This is a genomic window from Bradyrhizobium sp. STM 3562 (assembly GCF_045571435.1).
Classification (GTDB): Bacteria; Pseudomonadota; Alphaproteobacteria; order Rhizobiales; family Xanthobacteraceae; genus Bradyrhizobium.
On record NZ_CP120694.1, the window covers coordinates 6381129 to 6398739 of the forward strand.

Below are 17611 nucleotides of genomic sequence, written 5' to 3' on the forward strand. Positions count from 1 at the left end.
CCGACTCTCCTGCCAAAAACCTATCTTTCAATGCGGCGGCGGGGTTCTCAAGTCGAGAGTGAGCGGAAATTCGATCGAGCGCTCCTCGCGCGGCGGATCGATCCTGCCCGGGGTGTGGCCGTGATCCTGGAAGCGGGCGAGCCGGCGTGCCTCGGCCTCGTAGGAATTGACCGGCTTTGTTTCATAATTGCGACCGCCGGGATGGGTCACATGATAGACGCAGCCACCGAGAGAGCGGCCGTTCCAGCTATCGATGAGGTCAAAGGTCAGCGGCGCATGGACAGGCATTGTCGGATGCAGGCCGGAGGCCGGCTGCCAGGCCTTGAAGCGCACGCCGGCGACCGCTTCGCCAGCGCGCCCGGTCGCGGTCATCGGCAAGCGCCGGCCATTGCAGGTGATGATATGGCGCCCCTCGACAAAACCCTCGGCCTTGACCTGCAGCCGCTCGATCGATGAATCGACATAGCGCACGGTGCCGCCCGAAGACCCCTCCTCGCCCAGCACGTGCCAGGGTTCGAGCGCCTGCCGCAGCTCCAGCGAAACACCGCCATGATGGACCCGGCCGAACGCGGGAAAGCGGAATTCGAGCTGCGCGAGGTACCATTCCGGCGAGAATGGGTAGCCGGAGCGTTTGAGATCCTCGAGCACGTCCAGGAAGTCTTCCCAGAGGAAATGCGGCAGCATGAAGCGATCATGCAGGCCCGTTCCCCAGCGCACGAATTTGCCATCCTGCGGCTCGCGCCAGAGCTTTGCGAGCAGCGCCCGGATCAGAAGCTGCTGCGCCAGCGACATGCGCGGATCCGGCGGCATCTCAAGCGCGCGAAATTCGACCAGGCCGAGCCGGCCAGTCGCGCTGTCAGGCGAATAGAGCTTGTCGATGCAGATTTCGGCGCGGTGGGTGTTGCCGGTGATGTCGACCAGGATATGCCGGAACAGCCGATCGACCAGCCACAGCGGAATCTCGGCCCCCGGCGGCGGCACATTCGCGATCGCGATCTCGAGCTCATAGAGGCTGTCATGCCGCGCCTCGTCGATGCGCGGCGCCTGGCTGGTCGGGCCGATGAAGAGGCCGGAGAAGAAATAGGACAGCGAAGGATGGCGCTGCCAATACAGCACCAGGCTCTTCAGGAGATCCGGCCGGCGCAGGAAGGGCGAGTCCTGCGGCGTGGAGCCGCCCACCACGACGTGGTTGCCGCCTCCGGTGCCGGTATGACGGCCGTCGATCAGGAAACGATTGGCGCCGAGCCGGCACTTGGCGGCGTCCTCATACAGGCCGAAGGTGATGTCGACCGCCTCGCGCCAGCTTGCCGCCGGCTGCACATTGACCTCGATGACGCCGGGATCGGGCGTCACCTTGATCACTTCGATGCGCGGATCAAATGGCGGTGCATAGCCCTCGACATGAACCTGCATCTGCATGTCTTCGGCGGTCGCTTCAACGGCCGCGAGCAACTCCAGGTAATCCTCGAGTTTTTCCACGGGCGGCATGAAGGCGCAGAGCACGCCATCGCGGATCTCGATCGACATCGCCGTGCGCACGCCGCCCTCACCCGCGCGCTGCTGCAGCACAGGTTGTTGCGGCGCGCTGGGCGCCTGGCTTGCGAAGCCGAACACCGGCAGCGGCTCGCGCGGCTCAAGCGGGTCCTGCTCGACGATGTAAGGGTAATCCTTGGGCGGAATGTGCGGCAGCGATGAAATCGGCAATCGCAACCCGAGCGGGGAGTCGCCGGGCACCAGGAACAGATTGCCGCGCCGGAGCTGCCAGCGTTCGCTGCGCCAGCGCGGGGCTTGGGCGTTCCAGCGCTGGATCGGCAGCACGAAGCCCTTGGGGACGTTCAGCCCCTGCTCGAAGACGCGCGCCATTCGCGCGCGCTCCTCGGGATCGGCGAGCTTTGAATCGGTCGGGTCGACATTGACGGGCAGCGTGGCTTCGCGCTGCAGCCAATGGTTCGGATCCTCGAAGGCCGGAATGACGTAATCGGGCTCAAGCCCCAGCTTTCGCGCGGTACCTTGCGCGAACCGCTCGGCCTCGTCGATACCGGCCTTGCGCGGCCGGTCGATGTTCGCGATCAGGTCGGCGTTCTTCCAGATCGGCACGCCGTCCTTGCGCCAATAGAGGCCAAAGGCCCAGCGCGGCAGGCTCTCGCCCGGATACCATTTGCCCTGCCCGTAATGCAGCAGCCCGCCCGGTGCGAAGCGCGCGCGTAAGCGGCGGATCAGGTCATCTGCGAGGCCGCGCTTGGTCGGACCGACGGCGGCGACATTCCACTCCGGCGATTCCATATCGTCGATCGAGACGAAGGTCGGCTCGCCGCCCATGGTGAGCCGCATGTCCTGCGCCTTCAGATCGGCATCGACCTGCTCGCCCAATCTGTCGAGCGCGGCCCAAGCCTCATCCGAAAAAGGCTTCGTGATTCGAGGCGCTTCACGGATGCGCCTCACGCTCATCTCAAACGCGAAGTCGACATTGGCAAAGCCCGCACTGCCGGCGATCGGCGCCGCGGAGCGATAATGCGGCGTGGCAGCAACCGGGATATGCCCTTCGCCGGCCAGCATGCCCGAGGTGGCGTCAAAACCGATCCAGCCCGCGCCGGGCAGATAGACTTCGGCCCAGGCGTGCAGGTCGGTGAAATCCTTCTCGAGTTCAAGTGGCCCTTCAACTGGATCGATATCCGGGCGCAATTGAATGAGATAACCCGAGACGAAGCGGGCAGCGAGCCCGAGATGCCGCAACGTCTGGATCAAGAGCCAGGCGGAGTCGCGGCATGAGCCGGCGCCTCGGCCAAGCGTCTCCTCCGGCGTCTGAACGCCCGGCTCCATCCTGATGATGTAGCGAATCTTTCTCTGCAAGGCCGCATTGAGATCGACCAGAAAGCTGACGGTCGAGTCCGCCTCGCGCGGGATCGAGGCGAGATAGTCCTTGAACAACGGCCCGGGCTCGATCGTCTCGAGATAAGGCGCAAGCTCGGTCTTCAGATCCTTGCTGTAGTCGAACGGGAAGCTGTTGGCATAAGGCTCGACGAAGAAATCGAACGGATTGACCACGGTCATCTGCGCCGTGAAGTCGACCTCGACTTTCAGCTCCGTCGCCTTCTCGGGGAAGACATAGCGTGCAAGCCAATTGCCCTGCGGGTCCTGCTGCCAGTTCACGAAATGGTTCAGCGGCGTGACCTTGAGCGAATAGGACAGGATCGGCGTACGTGTGTGCGGCGCCGGCCGCAGGCGCACGATTTGGGGGCCGAGATCGATCGGACGGTCGTACTTGTAGTGCGTGACGTGATGCAGTGCGACGAAGATCGACACAGGTGACGCGCTCCAGCAGCTTTTTTGAGCAGAACATTGCCGTGGCGAAGGTTCAAGCATTAACAACGGGCAGCGGGTGCCTAGGAGGCGTGCGTCGCACGTCAGCGGTCCACCGTCATTCCGGGGCGCCTCGAAGAGCCGAACCCGGAAGCTCGAGATTCTCAGGTGCGCAATTGCGCACCATAGTTCGATGCGGAGCCTGTCGTCCGGCCGCGCTTTGCGCGGACCGGGTGGCATCGCCCCGGAATGACGGCGCCGCACACATCTTCGCGTTCTCGCGGCGCGACCCCGCCCGAGCTTTGCCAGTGACATCGCCCTTCGAGATGAGAGGGCGCAGGGAAGGCCGGGTGCCCGCCGCACCCGCGGCCCCGTGTGCAAAAAATGCGCGAAAAGCGCACACGGGAGCAACCACAGGTACAGACGGAGACACTCCGGCCTTCCCTGCGCGGTGGTTTACGGCTTACTTCGGGCTCTCCCCGGTGAACCAGCTTGATTGCCACCGTCGCCGGCGCGAGCGTTGAGCATCGTCGCCAACTTGGCGCCTGCATGGGCGCGCCAGGACCACACGACTTCGCCGTACGCAAGTGCGCCGCTCGTCCATCGGCCACTCACGTCCACCGCATTCCGCTCCACGTTCGTGACGATCGCGATACGCCCCTTGCCGGTGCGGAACGGACGCACTTAAGCACGATTTCTGAAAATACGAAACAGAAGAATTTTTGCGGAAAGGACTGGACAGCCCAAATCAGTTTGAAAGTTCAAGCGAAAATCGATTTTGCGCGCGACGTCTTGCAAAGCATTTCGGTCGAGCAGCAACGCGCCCGACGTCCGGCGTCATTGCCGGGCCTGGTTGAAGGCGCTTGTCAGGCTCTGAAACTTGATCGGCGATGCGCTAGTGCCGAGGCGCAGTCAACTCCGGATCGCGCGTGAGATGGTCGCTGACGGCGGTCACGCCGGGAATCGTTTCTGCCGCGATCGTAATGGCTTGGCGCTCCGTCTCGGATTGGACAAAGCCCCAGAGATCGACGGTGCCGTTCGTGACGGTCACATTCAGCTTGTGAAGGCGGGACCACGGCTGCCTTTTCAACTCGTCGAGCAGTTTCTCGCGGATCTGAGTGTCCGGCAGCGTGGTTTCGAGCTTGGGCCGGGCGCTTGCGACTGCCTGAATGATGTTGGCGCGGCTGACGATACCGACGAGGTCGCCGCCCTCGTCCAGAATCGGAACGCGGTTGATATGGTTCTCCTCGAACAGGTCGGCGATTTCGTAAAGGGGCGTTTCAGGCGAGGCGGTCTTGACGTTGCGCGTCATGATGTCCTTCACCTTCACCGCATGCGACTTCACGTAATCCGCTGCAAGCGCGCGATCGCCCAGGAGGAGCGACACCCACCAGGAAGACGGACGCTCAGTTCCGGCCTCCGGCCGGCGCATAAGGTCAGCTTCGGTGACAATTCCGACGAGCTTTCCGGCATCGTCAAGGATCGGAACTGCGCTGATCCGATTTTCGATCAGAAGCCGGGCCACCTCACGAACAGTCTCGTTCTCCCTCACGGTTATGACGGGAGAAACCATCACGTCGCGCGCCTGCATTCGAGCCTCCTGTTTGCAAATGGCTCGCAGCAGTTCAACTTCGTCACGAGGCGGCGGGTCCGAGATATCTGCGGTCGCCGCCACCACATTTGTCGTCGGTTCCGGCCGCCGCGGGTCTTGGTTCCGCAACAGCAGCATGCGCGCTCGAAGTTAAGTCTTGATACTTGCGCGCAAGCCGGCTGCGAATCCGATCGCCTCGCCCAGGTTGCGGTAGGGCTATCGCGCACGGCGCGGCCGGATTTTTGCGCTGATGTTTCCACATCGTCATGGCCGGGCTTGGCCCGCCTGCGGGGCCGAAGCCCCTACGGCAAGGCGAAGGCCCGGCCATTCACGTCTCTCTTCACGCGGAAAGCAAGACGTGGATGCCCGGCACAAGGCCGGGCATGACGGGTTTGTGGGCCAACCGACCAGATCGGGCGCACCGAACCTGCAGCGCGATCCGCATATGCGATGGCCCTGCCGCTTGCGGGGCGAGGCAGGTTAGCGATCGATGCCGTCACGGATAGATTCCGCGGTGTGGGCCTGACCTTCGCCAGGACGACGGCGAAATCGGCGACAGCTACGCCGACTCTACATCGTCGCCCCTAGCGTCCAGGGTGCGAATTCGGCGCCGCCGAAATCGAAGCTTTCGCTCTTGGTCGGCTTGCCGGACGCGGTCTTCAAGATCAAATCGAAGATACGCTCGCCGCATTGCTGCACGGTTTCCTCGCCGTCGAGGATGGTGCCGCAATTGACATCCATGTCGTCTTCCATGCGCTTGTACATGGGCGTGTTGGTGGCGAGCTTGATCGAGGGCGCAGGCTTGCAGCCGAACACGCTGCCGCGGCCGGTGGTGAAGCAGACGAGATTGGCGCCGCCCGCCACTTGGCCCGTGGCCGCGACCGGATCGTAGCCCGGCGTGTCCATGAAGACGAAGCCACGCTTGGTGACGGGCTCGGCATAATGCAGCACGTCGACGAGGTTGGTGCTGCCGGCCTTGGCCATCGCGCCCAGCGACTTCTCCAGAATGGTGGTGAGGCCGCCGGCCTTGTTGCCGGGGCTCGGATTGGCGTTCATCTCCGCGCCCTCACGCGCGGTATATTCCTCCCACCAGCGCATCAACGAGACCAGCTTTTCGCCGACCTCGCGGCTTACCGCGCGGCGCGTCAGGAGATGCTCGGCGCCGTAGGTCTCGGGCGTCTCCGAGAGGATCACGGTGCCGCCGTGACGCACGATGAGATCGCTCGCCGCCCCCAGCGCCGGATTGGCGGAAACACCGGAATAGCCGTCCGAGCCGCCGCATTGCAGCGCCACCGTGAGCTCGCTCGCCGGGACGGGCTCGCGCTTGACCTTGTTGGCGTCGGTGAGCGCTTCCTTCACGAAGGCGATGCCGGCCTCCACCGTCTTGCGCGTGCCGCCGACCTCCTGGATGTCCATCGCGCGCAGGCGGCCGGCGAGCTTCTGCTCCTGCATCAGCCCGCCGATCTGGTTGACCTCGCATCCCAAGCCCAGCACGACCACCGCGGCAAAATTCACGTGCCGCGCATAGCCGCCGAGCGTGCGGCGGAGCAGCGCGAGCGGCTCGTCCTGCGTCATGCCGCAGCCGGTCTTGTGGGTCAGCGCGACCACGCCGTCGACATTGGGAAAGTCGGCCAGCGGATTGTCGCCGGTGAAGGGATTTTTCTTGAAGACGTCGGCGACCAGCCCCGCGACATGGGCGCTGCAATTCACAGAGGTGAGGATGCCGATATAGTTGCGGGTGGCGACGCGGCCATCGGGCCGGCGGATGCCGTCGAAAGTAGCCGGCAAGTCGAAGTTCGGCGTCGGCTTCACATCGACGCCGAAAGCGTAATCCTTGGCGAAATCGCCCATGCCGCAATTTTGCGTGTGCACGTGCTGGCCCGGCGCGATCGGCTGCGTTGCAAAGCCGATGATCTGGCCGTAGCGGCGGATCGGCTCGCCGGTCGCGATCGGCTTGATCGCGACCTTATGGCCGGCAGGAATCCGGTCGGCCGTGGTGACGCCATCGGCGACAGCCATCCCCGGCGGCAGGCTCGCGCGCGCGATCAGGACGCTGTCGTCCGGGTGCAGGCGAATGACGGGTGCCGGGGTCATGATGGGGTCTCCCTTTACTTAGCTCGTCACCTCTCCCCGTCCTTCACGGGGAGAGGTCGGATTGCATCGCAGATGCAATTCGGGTGAGGGGCAAGGCAGGCGCTCAATTGCAGGCACCGCTTTCGCGGATAGAGGCCCCTCACCCCGACCCTCTCCCCGCGAAGAGCGGGGAGAGGGAGAAGGTCACGCCTTCCCGGCCGAATCCTTGCGGGTCTGGTTGACCTGCATCTTCGCATAGGTCGCCATCAGCCCGACTTCGTTCGACAAGGTCACCAGCTTGAAGCCCATGTTGATGGCACGCACCGCGCCCTCGGCGCCGCTGCAATGGATGCCGGGGTTGAGGTTGCGCTTGCCGCACTCCTTCACGATCTTCTCGTAGATCTTCAGGATCTCCGGCTCGTCGCGATCGAGTTTCGGCTCGAGGCCGTAGGAGAAACCAAGATCGGAGGGGCCGATATAGACGCCATCGATGCCTTCGACATCGAGGATCGCTTCCATGTTTTCGACCGCGGTCTTGGTCTCCATCATCGGCAGCAGCACGATCTCGTCGTTGGCGGTCTTCTGATAGGTGCCCGCGGTGCCGTACATGCCGGCGCGGATCGGCCCGTTGGAGCGGACGCCAACGGGAGGATACTTGGCGTAGGAGACGAGATTCCTGGCCTCCTGCGGCGTGTTGACCATCGGGCAGATCACGCCATAGGCGCCGCCGTCCAGCACCTTGCCGATGATGCCGGGCTCGTTCCAGGGCACGCGGACCATCGGCGTGATGGGATGGCCGCCCATCGCCTGGAAGCACTCCACCATCGAGATATAGTCCTGCACACCGTGCTGCATGTCGACGGTGACGCTGTCGAAGCCGCATTGCGCGATCACTTCGGCGGTGAAGCCGGAGGGAATCGCAAGCCAGGCGTTCACCACCGCTTTGCCCGAAGCCCAGATCTGCTTGACTTTATTGTTTGCCATGGATTGCGTTTCCTCTTTGCCGTTTCTCAACAATAGCAGGCTTAAATCATAGTGAGACCAAGTTCAGTTGGCTGCCGCGGTCGTTCACCTCTCCCCAGGGGGGAGAGGTGACCAGAAGCTGCGGCACGCACCGACTCAACCAAAACTCGTCTCGCTCTAGCTGGTAGCCCGCTGGATGCTTGCTTCGCTGACGCCGACCTCGCGCGCGGTGTTCACTATCGCCGCCCAGGTATCATCAGGCAAGGGGATGCCGTTCTTTGTCCGTTCGGCGCGGGTCTTCCGCTCGGGATCACCGGGGATCAGCACCTGATCGACACCGGCGACCGGCTTGGTCGCCCGGATGAAATCGGTATAGCGGGTGACTTCACCGTCGAAGAAGTTCTGGGGATCGACGACCTTGGGGTCGATGTAGAAGGCCAGCATGCCATTGGCGAAGCGGCGGTTCGCGGAAGTGGCGCCGGTGCCGGTCAGGGCGCCGCCGAGCAGTTCGCAGATGAAGGCGAGCCCGGAGCCCTTGTGCTCGCCGAACGCGCGGATCGCGCCGGTGCCCTTGGTGTGGTCACGCGGCCCGTCGGGCGTATAGGGACCGTAGAGCACATGGGGGTCCTCGCTCAACGTGCCATCGGAATCGATCAAGGCGCCGGTCGGCAGCTTCTTGCCGCCGCGGCTGGCGACCAGGCACTTGCCTTCGGCGACGATCGAGGTGGCGAAATCCAGCACGATGGGATCCTGGCCCTCGCGCGGGATGCCGACGCAATAGGGCGCGGTCGACAGCCGCTTCTCGACGCCGCCATAGGGCGCCACCAGGAGCGAGCCGGCGGCCGTCACGAAATGTATGGACACCAGGCCCTCGGCGGCCGCCATTTCGGCCCAGTCGCCGACGCGGCCGAGATGGCCCGAGTTGCGCAGGGCCAGCGCCGCAAGCCCAGCCTTCTTGCATTTTTCAATGCCGATCTTGACCGCCTGTGGCGTCACGGTCTGGCCATAGCCGAACTTGCCATCGACCACGACGAGCGAGGGCGTATCGACCACGACCTCCGCGGTCTGGTTCGGCACGATCGAGCCCATCTTCTTCCAGCGGATATAGACGGGCACGCGGATTACGCCGTGGCTGTCATGGCCGGTCAGGTTGGCCGTGGTCAGGTAGGTCGCGATGCGCCTTGCCTCCTCGGGCGAGGACTCCGCATGGGAAAAGACATCGGCGACAAAATCGATGAGGTTCTCAACCTTGATCGTGACCATGGATCGTTCGTTCTCTTTTTCATCTCGGCATGATCTTCGCGGAAAACCGCCAGCGGCCTTTCCGGATCATGCGTCTCACGCAGTCGCAACCTTAGCATGACCGCCGAGATAGGCGGCGCGGATGGCTTCGTTGCCCCACAATTCGTCAGGCTTGCCGCCGAGCACGATCCGGCCGGTTTCCAGCACATAGCCGTAATCGGCGACCGACAAGCCCATGCGCGCATTTTGCTCGACAAGCAAGACCGTCGTGGTTTGCCTGATCTGCGAAATGATCCGGAACACCGCCTGCACGATGACGGGTGCGAGCCCCAGCGAGGGCTCGTCGAGCAGGAGCAGGCGCGGCTTTGCCATCAGCCCGCGGGCCACCGCGACCATCTGCAATTGCCCGCCGGAGAGTGTCCAGCCTAGCGCATTGGCAAACGAGCGGATCTCCGGGAACAGGTCGAACATCGCATCCGCTTCGCGCGAGATCTCCTTGGCGGAGGCGCGGCGGTTGGATGCGCCGAGCATGATGTTTTCCTTCACCGACAGGCCGGGAAACACCCGCCGTCCCTCCGGAACGTGGGAAATGCCGAGCCGCACGATCGCCTCCGGCCCCTGACCTGCGATGGACTTGCCGTCGAACAGGATGTCGCCGGCGGCCGGTTTTTCCAGGCCCGAGATGGCGCGCAAGGTCGTCGACTTGCCGGCGCCGTTGGCGCCCAGCAGGGTGACGACCTTGCCCTGCTCGACGGTGAGCGAGATGCCGCGCAGCGCTTCGATCTCGCCGTAGCGAACCACCAGATCGCGGATTTCGAGCAGCGCCATTTATTCGCTTCCGAGATAGGCGGAGACAACGTCGGGATGGCGCAGCACCGCCATCGACTCGCCGTCCGCGATGCGGCGTCCGAAATTGAGCACGGTGATGTGCTGGGCCGCCTCCGAGACCAGCGTCATGTCATGATCGATGATCAGGATGGTCAGCCCCTGGGCTGCGATGCGCTTCAACAGCTCATGAAGCTCGAGCTTTTCGGTCGAGTTCAAGCCGGCCGCGGGCTCGTCGAGCAACAAGAGCGTCGGATTGCCTGCGAGCGCGCGGGCGATCTCGATCAGCCGCTGATGGCCGTAGGAGAAGCTCGTGATCAGCTCATTGGCGCGGTGGCCGAGCCCGACGAAGGTCAGCGCTTCCATCGCGCGCTCGGTGAGCGCGGCATCCCCACCCTGCCCGACCATGGTGTTGCCGGGCCGCTCGGCACCGATCTCGACATTTTCGAGCGCCGTCATCGATCGGAAGAGACGGATGTTCTGGAAGGTGCGGCCGAGCCCTGCGGCGGTGCGCTGATGCGGCGGCATGTTGGTGATATCGGTGCCGTCGAGCATGATGCTGCCCGAGGTCGCCTTGTAGAGGCCGGAGAGCACGTTCAGCGTCGTGGTCTTGCCCGAGCCGTTCGGCCCGATCAGCGCGTGCACGCCGCCGCGCCTGACCGCGATGTCGACGCCATCGACCGCCTTGAGGCCGCCGAAATGCTTCGAGAGGGCGCGCACTTCGAGCACGATGTCGCCACTAAGGCTCGCCGGCTTCAACTGCAGCGGCTTTACGGCGGGCGGCGCCTTGGTCTTGGCGCGCCAGCGCTCGAAGATGTTGGCGACGAAACCCCAGATGCCGTCAGGCATGAAGCGGATGATCAGGATGACGAACAGGCCGTAGATCGCGAGATAAAGGCCGGGCACGCTTTTCAAAAAGCGCAGCCATTCCGGAATCAGGATCAACAGCCCCGTGCCGATCGCCGAGCCGATTGGCGAGGCGACACCGCCGAGCAGCGACATCGTCAGGAAGACGATGGAATCGGCGAAAGAGAACTGGTCGGGGCTGATATAGGCGAAGCCGCCGGCAAAGAGACCGCCGGCAAGGCCGCCAAGCACCGCGCAGATCCCAAAGGCGTAGATCTTGGTGCGGAACACATCGATGCCGTTGACGCCCGCGGCAAGTTCATTGTCGCGCACCGCACGCATGGCGCGTCCGAGTTTCGTATCCGGCAGGTGCCAGACGACGTAGCCCACGATCGCCAGCACCGCGACGCAGAAGGCGAGATAGCCCTGCGACGTCGAGAACAGGGCCGGCCGGCCGATATTGGAGACGCCGTCGGGCCCGTGGGTGAGCCAGATCGCGTTGATCATGACGAGCGTGACGATCTGCTGAAACGAGATGGTCACCATGGCGAGATAGTGCCCGCCGAGCCGTAGCGTCGACATGCCGAGGAAGGCGCCCGCGACCAGCGCGGCGAGACACCCAGCGAGCAGGCACAGCCAGTAGCTCATATGCAGGTCGGCGGTGCCCAGGCCAACCGCATAGGCGCCGAAGCCGAAGAATGCCGCCTGCGCCAAATTGATCTGCCCGCACAGGCCCAGCACGACCGACAGCCCGAACACCGCGATCGAGAAGGTCGTCGCCTGCATCAAGATGTTGAGGACGTAGCCGTCGAACTGCATGATACCGGCAAGCGTCACCAGGATCGCGGCGGCGACGAAATACGGCAGATGCCGCACGATCAGCGGCTTGCTGCGGATGACGGGGGCCGGCGCCGCCATGTTCTCGCTTCCTGCGCTCATGCCTTCTCCGCCACGCGTTCGCCGAAGATGCCTTGCGGCCGGAAGATCAGGAAGGCGATCAGTACCAGGAAAGCAAAGCCGTCCTTGTAGGGGACCGAAACATAGGCCGCCCCGAACGTCTCGATCACGCCGATCGCGAGCCCGCCGATGATGGCGCCGGCGACGTCGCCGAAACCGCCGATGATGGTCGCGGCAAACGCCTTCAGCGCAATCGTCGAGCCCATCTGGATCGAGACGAACAGGACCGGCGCGACCAGGATCCCCGCCAACCCGCCGAGGACCGCGGAATAGATGAAGGTGATCATGATCATGGCGGAGACGGAGATGCCGAGCAGCGAGGCCATCTCCTTGTCCTGCGAGGTCGCCTGCAGCTTCTTGCCGAGCAGGGTATGTTCGAAGAACCAGTAGTTGAAGATCACGAGCGCGATCGTGACCGCGATGATCAAAAGATACTGCGCGTCGAGATAGACCGGGCCGAGCTGGATGCCGGGCGTGTCGAACCAGCCCTGCAGCACCTGCGGCTGCGGGCCGTAGATCGCGAGCACCGAATTGTCGAGCAGGATCGAGGCGCCGATGGTGGCGATGATGACCGGCAGGAACGTGCGGTGGCGCAGCGGATAATAGACGCCGAGATTGAAGATGACGCCAAGCAGCGCCATCCCGCCAAGCGCGATCAGGAACGACAGCCAATAAGGCCAGCCGAGATCGACCGCGAACACCACCATCAGATAGGCGGCGACCATGGAGAACTCGCCTTGCGCGAAGTTCACCACATTGGTGGCCCGGAAGATCAGCACGAAGCCGAGCGCGACCAGCGCATAGACGGCGCCGATCCCGATCCCGGTGAACAAGAGTTGCAGGACGAGATCCATGAGCGGTTTCGCTTGGCTTTAAGTCCGTTGGATGATGCGATGGGGAATATCGGCCCCCGCCGCTTCAGGCGGAGGCCGAAAGCAAGGCTCAATCGGTGAATTCGATGTGCTTGTCGAAGACGATGTTGCCCTTGTCGTTCTTCACGATGTTGTAGCCGTGAAGCCCGTCGCCGTTCTGGTCGAAATTATATTCGCCCTCGGCGCCCGGGAATTTCTTGGTGGCCAGGATCGCCTCCCGGATCTTGGCCGGATCGGTCGAACCGGCCTTGTTGATCGCGGCCGACAGCACGCTGATGGCATCGTAGGTCCAGGAGCTCTGGTTATCAGGAGCAACCTTGACGACATCGCGGTAGGCCTTGCCGAACGTCTTGGCCGTGTCGCTGGAGTCCTCGGCGTAATCGGCAACGCCGAAGGTGTTGTAAAGCGCGGGACCTGCGAGCTTCAGCGCGGTGATATTGACGATCGAGGGCGAGCCGACCCAGGGAATATTGACGCCGAGCTGACGGAGCTGACGGGCGAAGATGCCGAGATCGTTCTCGAACGTGAAATAGGAGCCGAGAATATCGGCGCCGGACTGCTTGATCGCCAGCACGACGGGCGTGAAGTCCTGGCTCTGGTTGGCGTAGCCCTGATCGAGCACGGCCGGACAGCCGAGCTTTTCCAGCGCCGCCGCCAGCGCCTTGCCGCCGGCGGTGCCGAACGCGTCGGTCGAATGCAGGATCGCCCACTTCTTCTTGCCCAGCGTGTTGACGCCGTATTCGGCAATCACGCGGCCGGAATAGCTGTCATTAGGGCGGAAACGGAACAGCCACTGATTGCCCATGTGGGTGAGATTCGGATCGGTGCCGCCGATCATCACGGGCTTACCGAGCTTGAGCACGTCGGGCGCCATGGCGTGCACCTGCGTGGAGCGGATCGAGCCGAGGAAGGCGACGATGTCCGGTTGCGCGGCGAGCTTGGAGAATGCGAGCACGATGCCGGGATTGGTGGTCTGATCGTCTTCGATGACCAGCTCCGCCTGCTTGCCCAGGATGCCACCGGCTTTGTTGACGGCTTCGAGCGCGATCTTGGCGCCCTGAATGGCGTAGCGACCGGATTCTGCGGCGGGACCCGTCACCGGCGCGCACATGCCGATCTTGATGGTCGCGGCGCCTTCCGCTCGCGCGCTCTTGATGATGTAAGGTGCTGCAACTCCCGCGGCGAGACCGGCCGCGAAATCGCGTCTCGTCAGTTTCATTCCTACCTCCCTGAGGCCGGGCATCCTTGTCGGCCCTTCTTGGTATTGGCGATCGCGCACGATCGCGAAAACCGGGTGCTCTTTAAGGGCTCTCGCGGCGAGAGTAAATTGTTATCGCAGCGATTTCGACTAACGGCGCAGAAAGCCCGTAAACAAGGGCGTTTCTGTGCTCAAAGCCTGTGCAGAAGTTACAGCTATGCGTCCCGCCGCAGATCATCATGCAAATTTGCATTTACTCCTGATCTGATGTCGCAGCCTCACTCGCCTCCTCCGTGTCGAGATCGCCGAGGCTCGCCTCCAGCGCGCCGAGCATCGCATGGAGCTCGGCGAGCTTGCGGACGCCATAGCGCCTGGTAATTGCGGCGTAGATCGCTTCCGACGACGGCGCGACCTCTTCCATCAGCTTGAGGCCCTTTTCGGAAATCGAGACCACGCCGCGACGCAGATCGGTTTCAGCGGTGCGTCGCTCGATCAGCCGGCGCGCTTCGAGATCGCGCAGGATCCGCGACAGGCTCGGCCCCAGCAGAAAAGCGGTACGCGCAAGCTCCGTCACCTCGCTCGCCTCAACCGCTGCAAGCGCGCGCAGGATTCGCCACTGCTGCTCGGTCAGCCCATGCCGCCGCAGCGACGGGCGGAATTGCCGCATCACAGCCTCGCGCGCCCGCAGCAGCGCCATCGGCAGCGAGCGCGAGAACTCGCGCATCGGCACCCGATGTCCCGGCAACGCAGGGCTCACGCCCGATCGACTCGATGATTTCGTCCGCCCCATCAGCCCTTCCGATCCGCAGTAAAATTTCGCAATGCAGCAAACATCAATTCGATTTGCCCGGATAAACTTAACATGTTAAATATCTCCCCGCAGCAGGTTTTCGCGAGCGCGTATGGCCCTTTCTCAGCAAGATATCCGCGTTGCGGCCGAGCGCCTGCATCAGGCGGAAAAGACCCGGCGGCAGATCCGGCAGTTGTCGCAGGACTTCCCTGCCATCACCATCGAGGATGCCTACGCGATTCAAAAGGCGTGGATCGAGATCAAGCGCGCCGAGGGACGCATCGTCAAAGGCCACAAGATCGGCCTCACCTCGAAGGCGATGCAGAGCGCGCTCGACATCGACGAGCCTGACTCCGGCGTGCTGCTCGACGACATGTTCTTTGCCGATGGCGGGCTCGTGCCCTCGGACCGCTTCATCGCCACGCGTGTGGAAGCGGAACTCGCCTTCATCATGGGCAAGCGCCTCTCGGGACCCGATTGCACGCTGTTCGACGTGCTCAATGCAACGGAGTTCGTGGTGCCCGCGTTGGAGATCCTCGACACGCGCATCCAGCGCGTCGATCCGGAAACCAAGGCGACGCGGAAGATCTTTGACACCATCGCGGACAATGCGGCCAATGCCGGCATCGTGCTCGGCGGCCGGCCGTTGCGGCCGCTGGACGCCGACCTGCGCTGGATCGGCACGCTCTGCTACCGCAACGGCCAATTGGAAGAGACGGGACTGGCGGCCGGCGTGCTCAACCATCCTGCCACCGCAGTGGCCTGGCTCGCCAACAAGATCGCGCCGCTGGACCTTGCGCTGGAGCCTGGCCAGGTGGTTCTCGCCGGGTCGTTCATTCGCCCGATCGAGACCCGCAAGGGCGACACGAGGCCGATTATGGCCCTTACGGAACCGTTAGTTGTTATTTCGCCTGATCTTGCGCGTGGAGTAGACAATGCCGCATTTCACGATCGAATACTCCGCCAACCTCGATGGGCGTCTCGATATGGCTGAGGTGGTCGAGGTCGTTCGCAGGGCCGCGGTGGAAACCGGCATCTTCCCGCTCGGCGGCATCCGCGTCCGCGCCATCCGCTGCGAACATTATGCCATTGCGGATGGCAAGAAGGACTACGGCTTTCTCGACATGGTGCTGCGGCTTGGCGAGGGCCGCGATCTCGCCACGCGCAAGAAGTCGGGCGAGCACGTCTTTCGCGCGCTCTCCGAGCACCTGGATCCCCTGTTCAAGACCAGCAAGTTCGCGCTGTCGTTCGACATGCAGATCAACGACAAGGAGACGAGCTTCAAGCGCAACAACATCCACGAAGCGCTCAAAGCGGAGGCTGTTCATGGATAAGGCGACGCCCAAAGCCGATCAGTTCAAGGCCAATCTCGACCGCGCCGCGCCGCTGCTTGCCAAGCTGAAAGCTGCCGGCATCGGGCACATGATCGACGGCAAGACCGTGCCGTCGATCTCGGGTGCGACCTTCGAAACCAGATCGCCCGTGGACGGCGCGGTCCTCGCGACCGTCGCCCGTGGCAATGCCGAGGATATCGACCGTGCCGCCACCGTCGCGGCGGAAGCCTTCCCTGCCTGGCGCGACATGTCCGCCGCGCTGCGCCGCAAGCTGCTGCATCGCGTGGCCGACGCCATCGAGGACCACGCCGAGGATATCGCCGTGCTCGAATGCATCGATACCGGCCAGGCCTATCGCTTCATGGCCAAGGCCGCGATCAGGGCGGCAGAAAACTTCCGCTTCTTCGCGGATAAATGCGCCGATGCCCGCGACGGCCTCAACATGCCGAGCGGTGAGCATTGGAATATCTCCACGCGCGTGCCGATCGGCCCGGTCGGCGTGATCACGCCCTGGAATACGCCGTTCATGCTGTCGACCTGGAAGATCGCGCCGGCGCTTGCCGCCGGCTGTACGGTCGTCCACAAGCCGGCGGAATGGTCGCCCGTCACCGCCGATCTCCTTGCAAAGATCGTCAAGGAAGCCGGCATTCCCGATGGCGTGCTCAACACCGTGCACGGCTTTGGTGAAGAGTCCGGCAAGGCGCTGACGGAGCACCCCGCGATCAAGGCGATCGGCTTTGTCGGCGAAAGCGCGACGGGATCGGCGATCATGGCGCAGGGCGCGCCGACCCTAAAGCGCGTGCATTTCGAGCTCGGCGGCAAGAATCCGGTGATCGTATTCGACGATGCCGATCTGGACCGCGCGCTCGATGCGGTGGTGTTCATGATCTACTCGCTCAATGGCGAGCGCTGCACCTCATCGAGCCGGCTGCTGATCCAGCAGAGCATCGCCGAGCCCTTCATCGAAAAGCTCGCCGCGCGGGTGAAGGCGCTCAAGGTCGGCCATCCCCTCGATCCCGCGACCGAGATCGGACCGCTGATTCACGAGCGGCATCTGGCAAAGGTCTGCTCCTATTTCGATGTCGCGCGGCAGGATGGCGCCGTGATCGCCGTCGGCGGCAAGCCTCATGATGGTCCGGGCGGCGGGCATTATGTGCAGCCGACGCTGGTCACCGGCGCACACGCAAAGATGCGGGTCGCGCAGGAGGAAGTGTTCGGTCCGTTCCTCACGGTCATTCCGTTTCGTGACGAGAAGGACGCCATCGCAATCGCCAATGACGTGAAATACGGCCTCACCGGCTATGTCTGGACCAACGATATGGGCCGCGCCTTGCGCGTTGCCGACGCGTTGGAAGCCGGCATGATCTGGCTCAATTCGGAAAATGTCCGCCACCTGCCGACGCCGTTCGGCGGCATGAAGGCGTCCGGAATCGGCCGCGACGGCGGCGACTATTCGTTCGACTTCTACATGGAAACCAAGCACGTCTCGCTGGCGCGAGGCACGCATAAAATTCAAAAACTGGGAATTTAACCAACACCGTCGTTCCGGGGCGCGCGAGAGCGCGAACCCGGAACCTCGAGATTCCGGGTTCGATGCTCAGCATCGCCCCGGAATGACCA

At 63.6% G+C, this 17611-nt stretch carries 13 protein-coding genes and 1 pseudogene; 4 read left to right on the forward strand and 10 right to left on the reverse strand.

The window, feature by feature from the left end; all coding sequences use genetic code 11:
- Positions 1 to 27: 27 nt before the first annotated feature.
- Positions 28 to 3303 (reverse strand): DUF2126 domain-containing protein, encoded by a 3276-nt coding sequence (locus tag P6U23_RS29445; protein ID WP_407175893.1) that lies wholly within the window; start codon positions 3301 to 3303, stop codon positions 28 to 30.
- 489 nt (positions 3304 to 3792) lie between these two features.
- On the opposite strand from P6U23_RS29445, the gene P6U23_RS29450 reads away from it, so the two are divergent.
- A complete protein-coding gene (locus P6U23_RS29450) occupies positions 3793 to 4233 on the forward strand; it encodes a hypothetical protein (protein ID WP_407175894.1) in 441 nt (146 codons plus the stop codon).
- Here P6U23_RS29450 and P6U23_RS29455 read toward each other — a convergent pair.
- From P6U23_RS29455 to hpaR, 9 genes are all read right to left on the reverse strand, one after another.
- Positions 4196 to 4978, reverse strand: coding sequence for a CBS domain-containing protein (locus tag P6U23_RS29455; RefSeq protein WP_407175895.1), 783 nt, complete (start codon positions 4976 to 4978; stop codon positions 4196 to 4198). The two genes, P6U23_RS29450 and P6U23_RS29455, sit on opposite strands and share 38 nt — an antisense overlap.
- Positions 4979 to 5461: 483 nt before the next feature.
- Positions 5462 to 6985 (reverse strand): UxaA family hydrolase, encoded by a 1524-nt coding sequence (locus tag P6U23_RS29460; protein WP_407175896.1) that lies wholly within the window; start codon positions 6983 to 6985, stop codon positions 5462 to 5464.
- Between the two features lie 183 nt (positions 6986 to 7168).
- Positions 7169 to 7948: an HpcH/HpaI aldolase family protein gene (locus P6U23_RS29465; RefSeq protein WP_407175897.1), complete on the reverse strand. Its 780-nt coding sequence runs from the start codon at positions 7946 to 7948 to the stop codon at positions 7169 to 7171.
- Between the two features lie 156 nt (positions 7949 to 8104).
- Positions 8105 to 9190: a malate/lactate/ureidoglycolate dehydrogenase gene (locus P6U23_RS29470; protein WP_407175898.1), complete on the reverse strand. Its 1086-nt coding sequence runs from the start codon at positions 9188 to 9190 to the stop codon at positions 8105 to 8107.
- 75 nt (positions 9191 to 9265) lie between these two features.
- Positions 9266 to 9997 (reverse strand): ABC transporter ATP-binding protein, encoded by a 732-nt coding sequence (locus P6U23_RS29475; protein ID WP_407175899.1) that lies wholly within the window; start codon positions 9995 to 9997, stop codon positions 9266 to 9268.
- On the reverse strand, positions 9998 to 11779 hold the full coding sequence (locus P6U23_RS29480; protein ID WP_407175900.1) for an ABC transporter permease subunit: 1782 nt from the start codon (positions 11777 to 11779) through the stop codon (positions 9998 to 10000). It abuts the gene before it with no gap.
- Complete coding sequence (locus tag P6U23_RS29485) at positions 11776 to 12651, reverse strand: branched-chain amino acid ABC transporter permease (protein WP_407175901.1); 876 nt, start codon at positions 12649 to 12651, stop codon at positions 11776 to 11778. Before P6U23_RS29485 ends, P6U23_RS29480 begins: the two co-directional genes overlap by 4 nt.
- An 88-nt stretch (positions 12652 to 12739) precedes the next feature.
- Positions 12740 to 13888 (reverse strand): ABC transporter substrate-binding protein, encoded by a 1149-nt coding sequence (locus tag P6U23_RS29490; protein ID WP_407175902.1) that lies wholly within the window; start codon positions 13886 to 13888, stop codon positions 12740 to 12742.
- A gap of 232 nt (positions 13889 to 14120) precedes the next feature.
- Entirely contained in the window at positions 14121 to 14657 is a 537-nt protein-coding gene (gene hpaR / locus P6U23_RS29495) for a homoprotocatechuate degradation operon regulator HpaR (RefSeq protein ID WP_407175903.1), read from the reverse strand.
- A gap of 112 nt (positions 14658 to 14769) precedes the next feature.
- On the opposite strand from hpaR, the pseudogene hpaH reads away from it, so the two are divergent.
- The 3 genes and pseudogenes from hpaH (at position 14770) to hpaE (ending at position 17522) form a co-directional block, all read left to right on the forward strand.
- Positions 14770 to 15572 (forward strand): annotated as a pseudogene (gene hpaH / locus P6U23_RS29500) (2-oxo-hept-4-ene-1,7-dioate hydratase).
- Positions 15573 to 15592: 20 nt separating this feature from the next.
- Positions 15593 to 15991, forward strand: coding sequence for a 5-carboxymethyl-2-hydroxymuconate Delta-isomerase (locus P6U23_RS29505; RefSeq protein WP_407175904.1), 399 nt, complete (start codon positions 15593 to 15595; stop codon positions 15989 to 15991).
- The gene (gene hpaE, locus P6U23_RS29510) at positions 15984 to 17522 is read left to right on the forward strand and encodes a 5-carboxymethyl-2-hydroxymuconate semialdehyde dehydrogenase (protein ID WP_407175905.1); all 1539 of its coding nucleotides are present in this window, start codon (positions 15984 to 15986) and stop codon (positions 17520 to 17522) included. Before P6U23_RS29505 ends, hpaE begins: the two co-directional genes overlap by 8 nt.
- Positions 17523 to 17611: the final 89 nt, after the last annotated feature.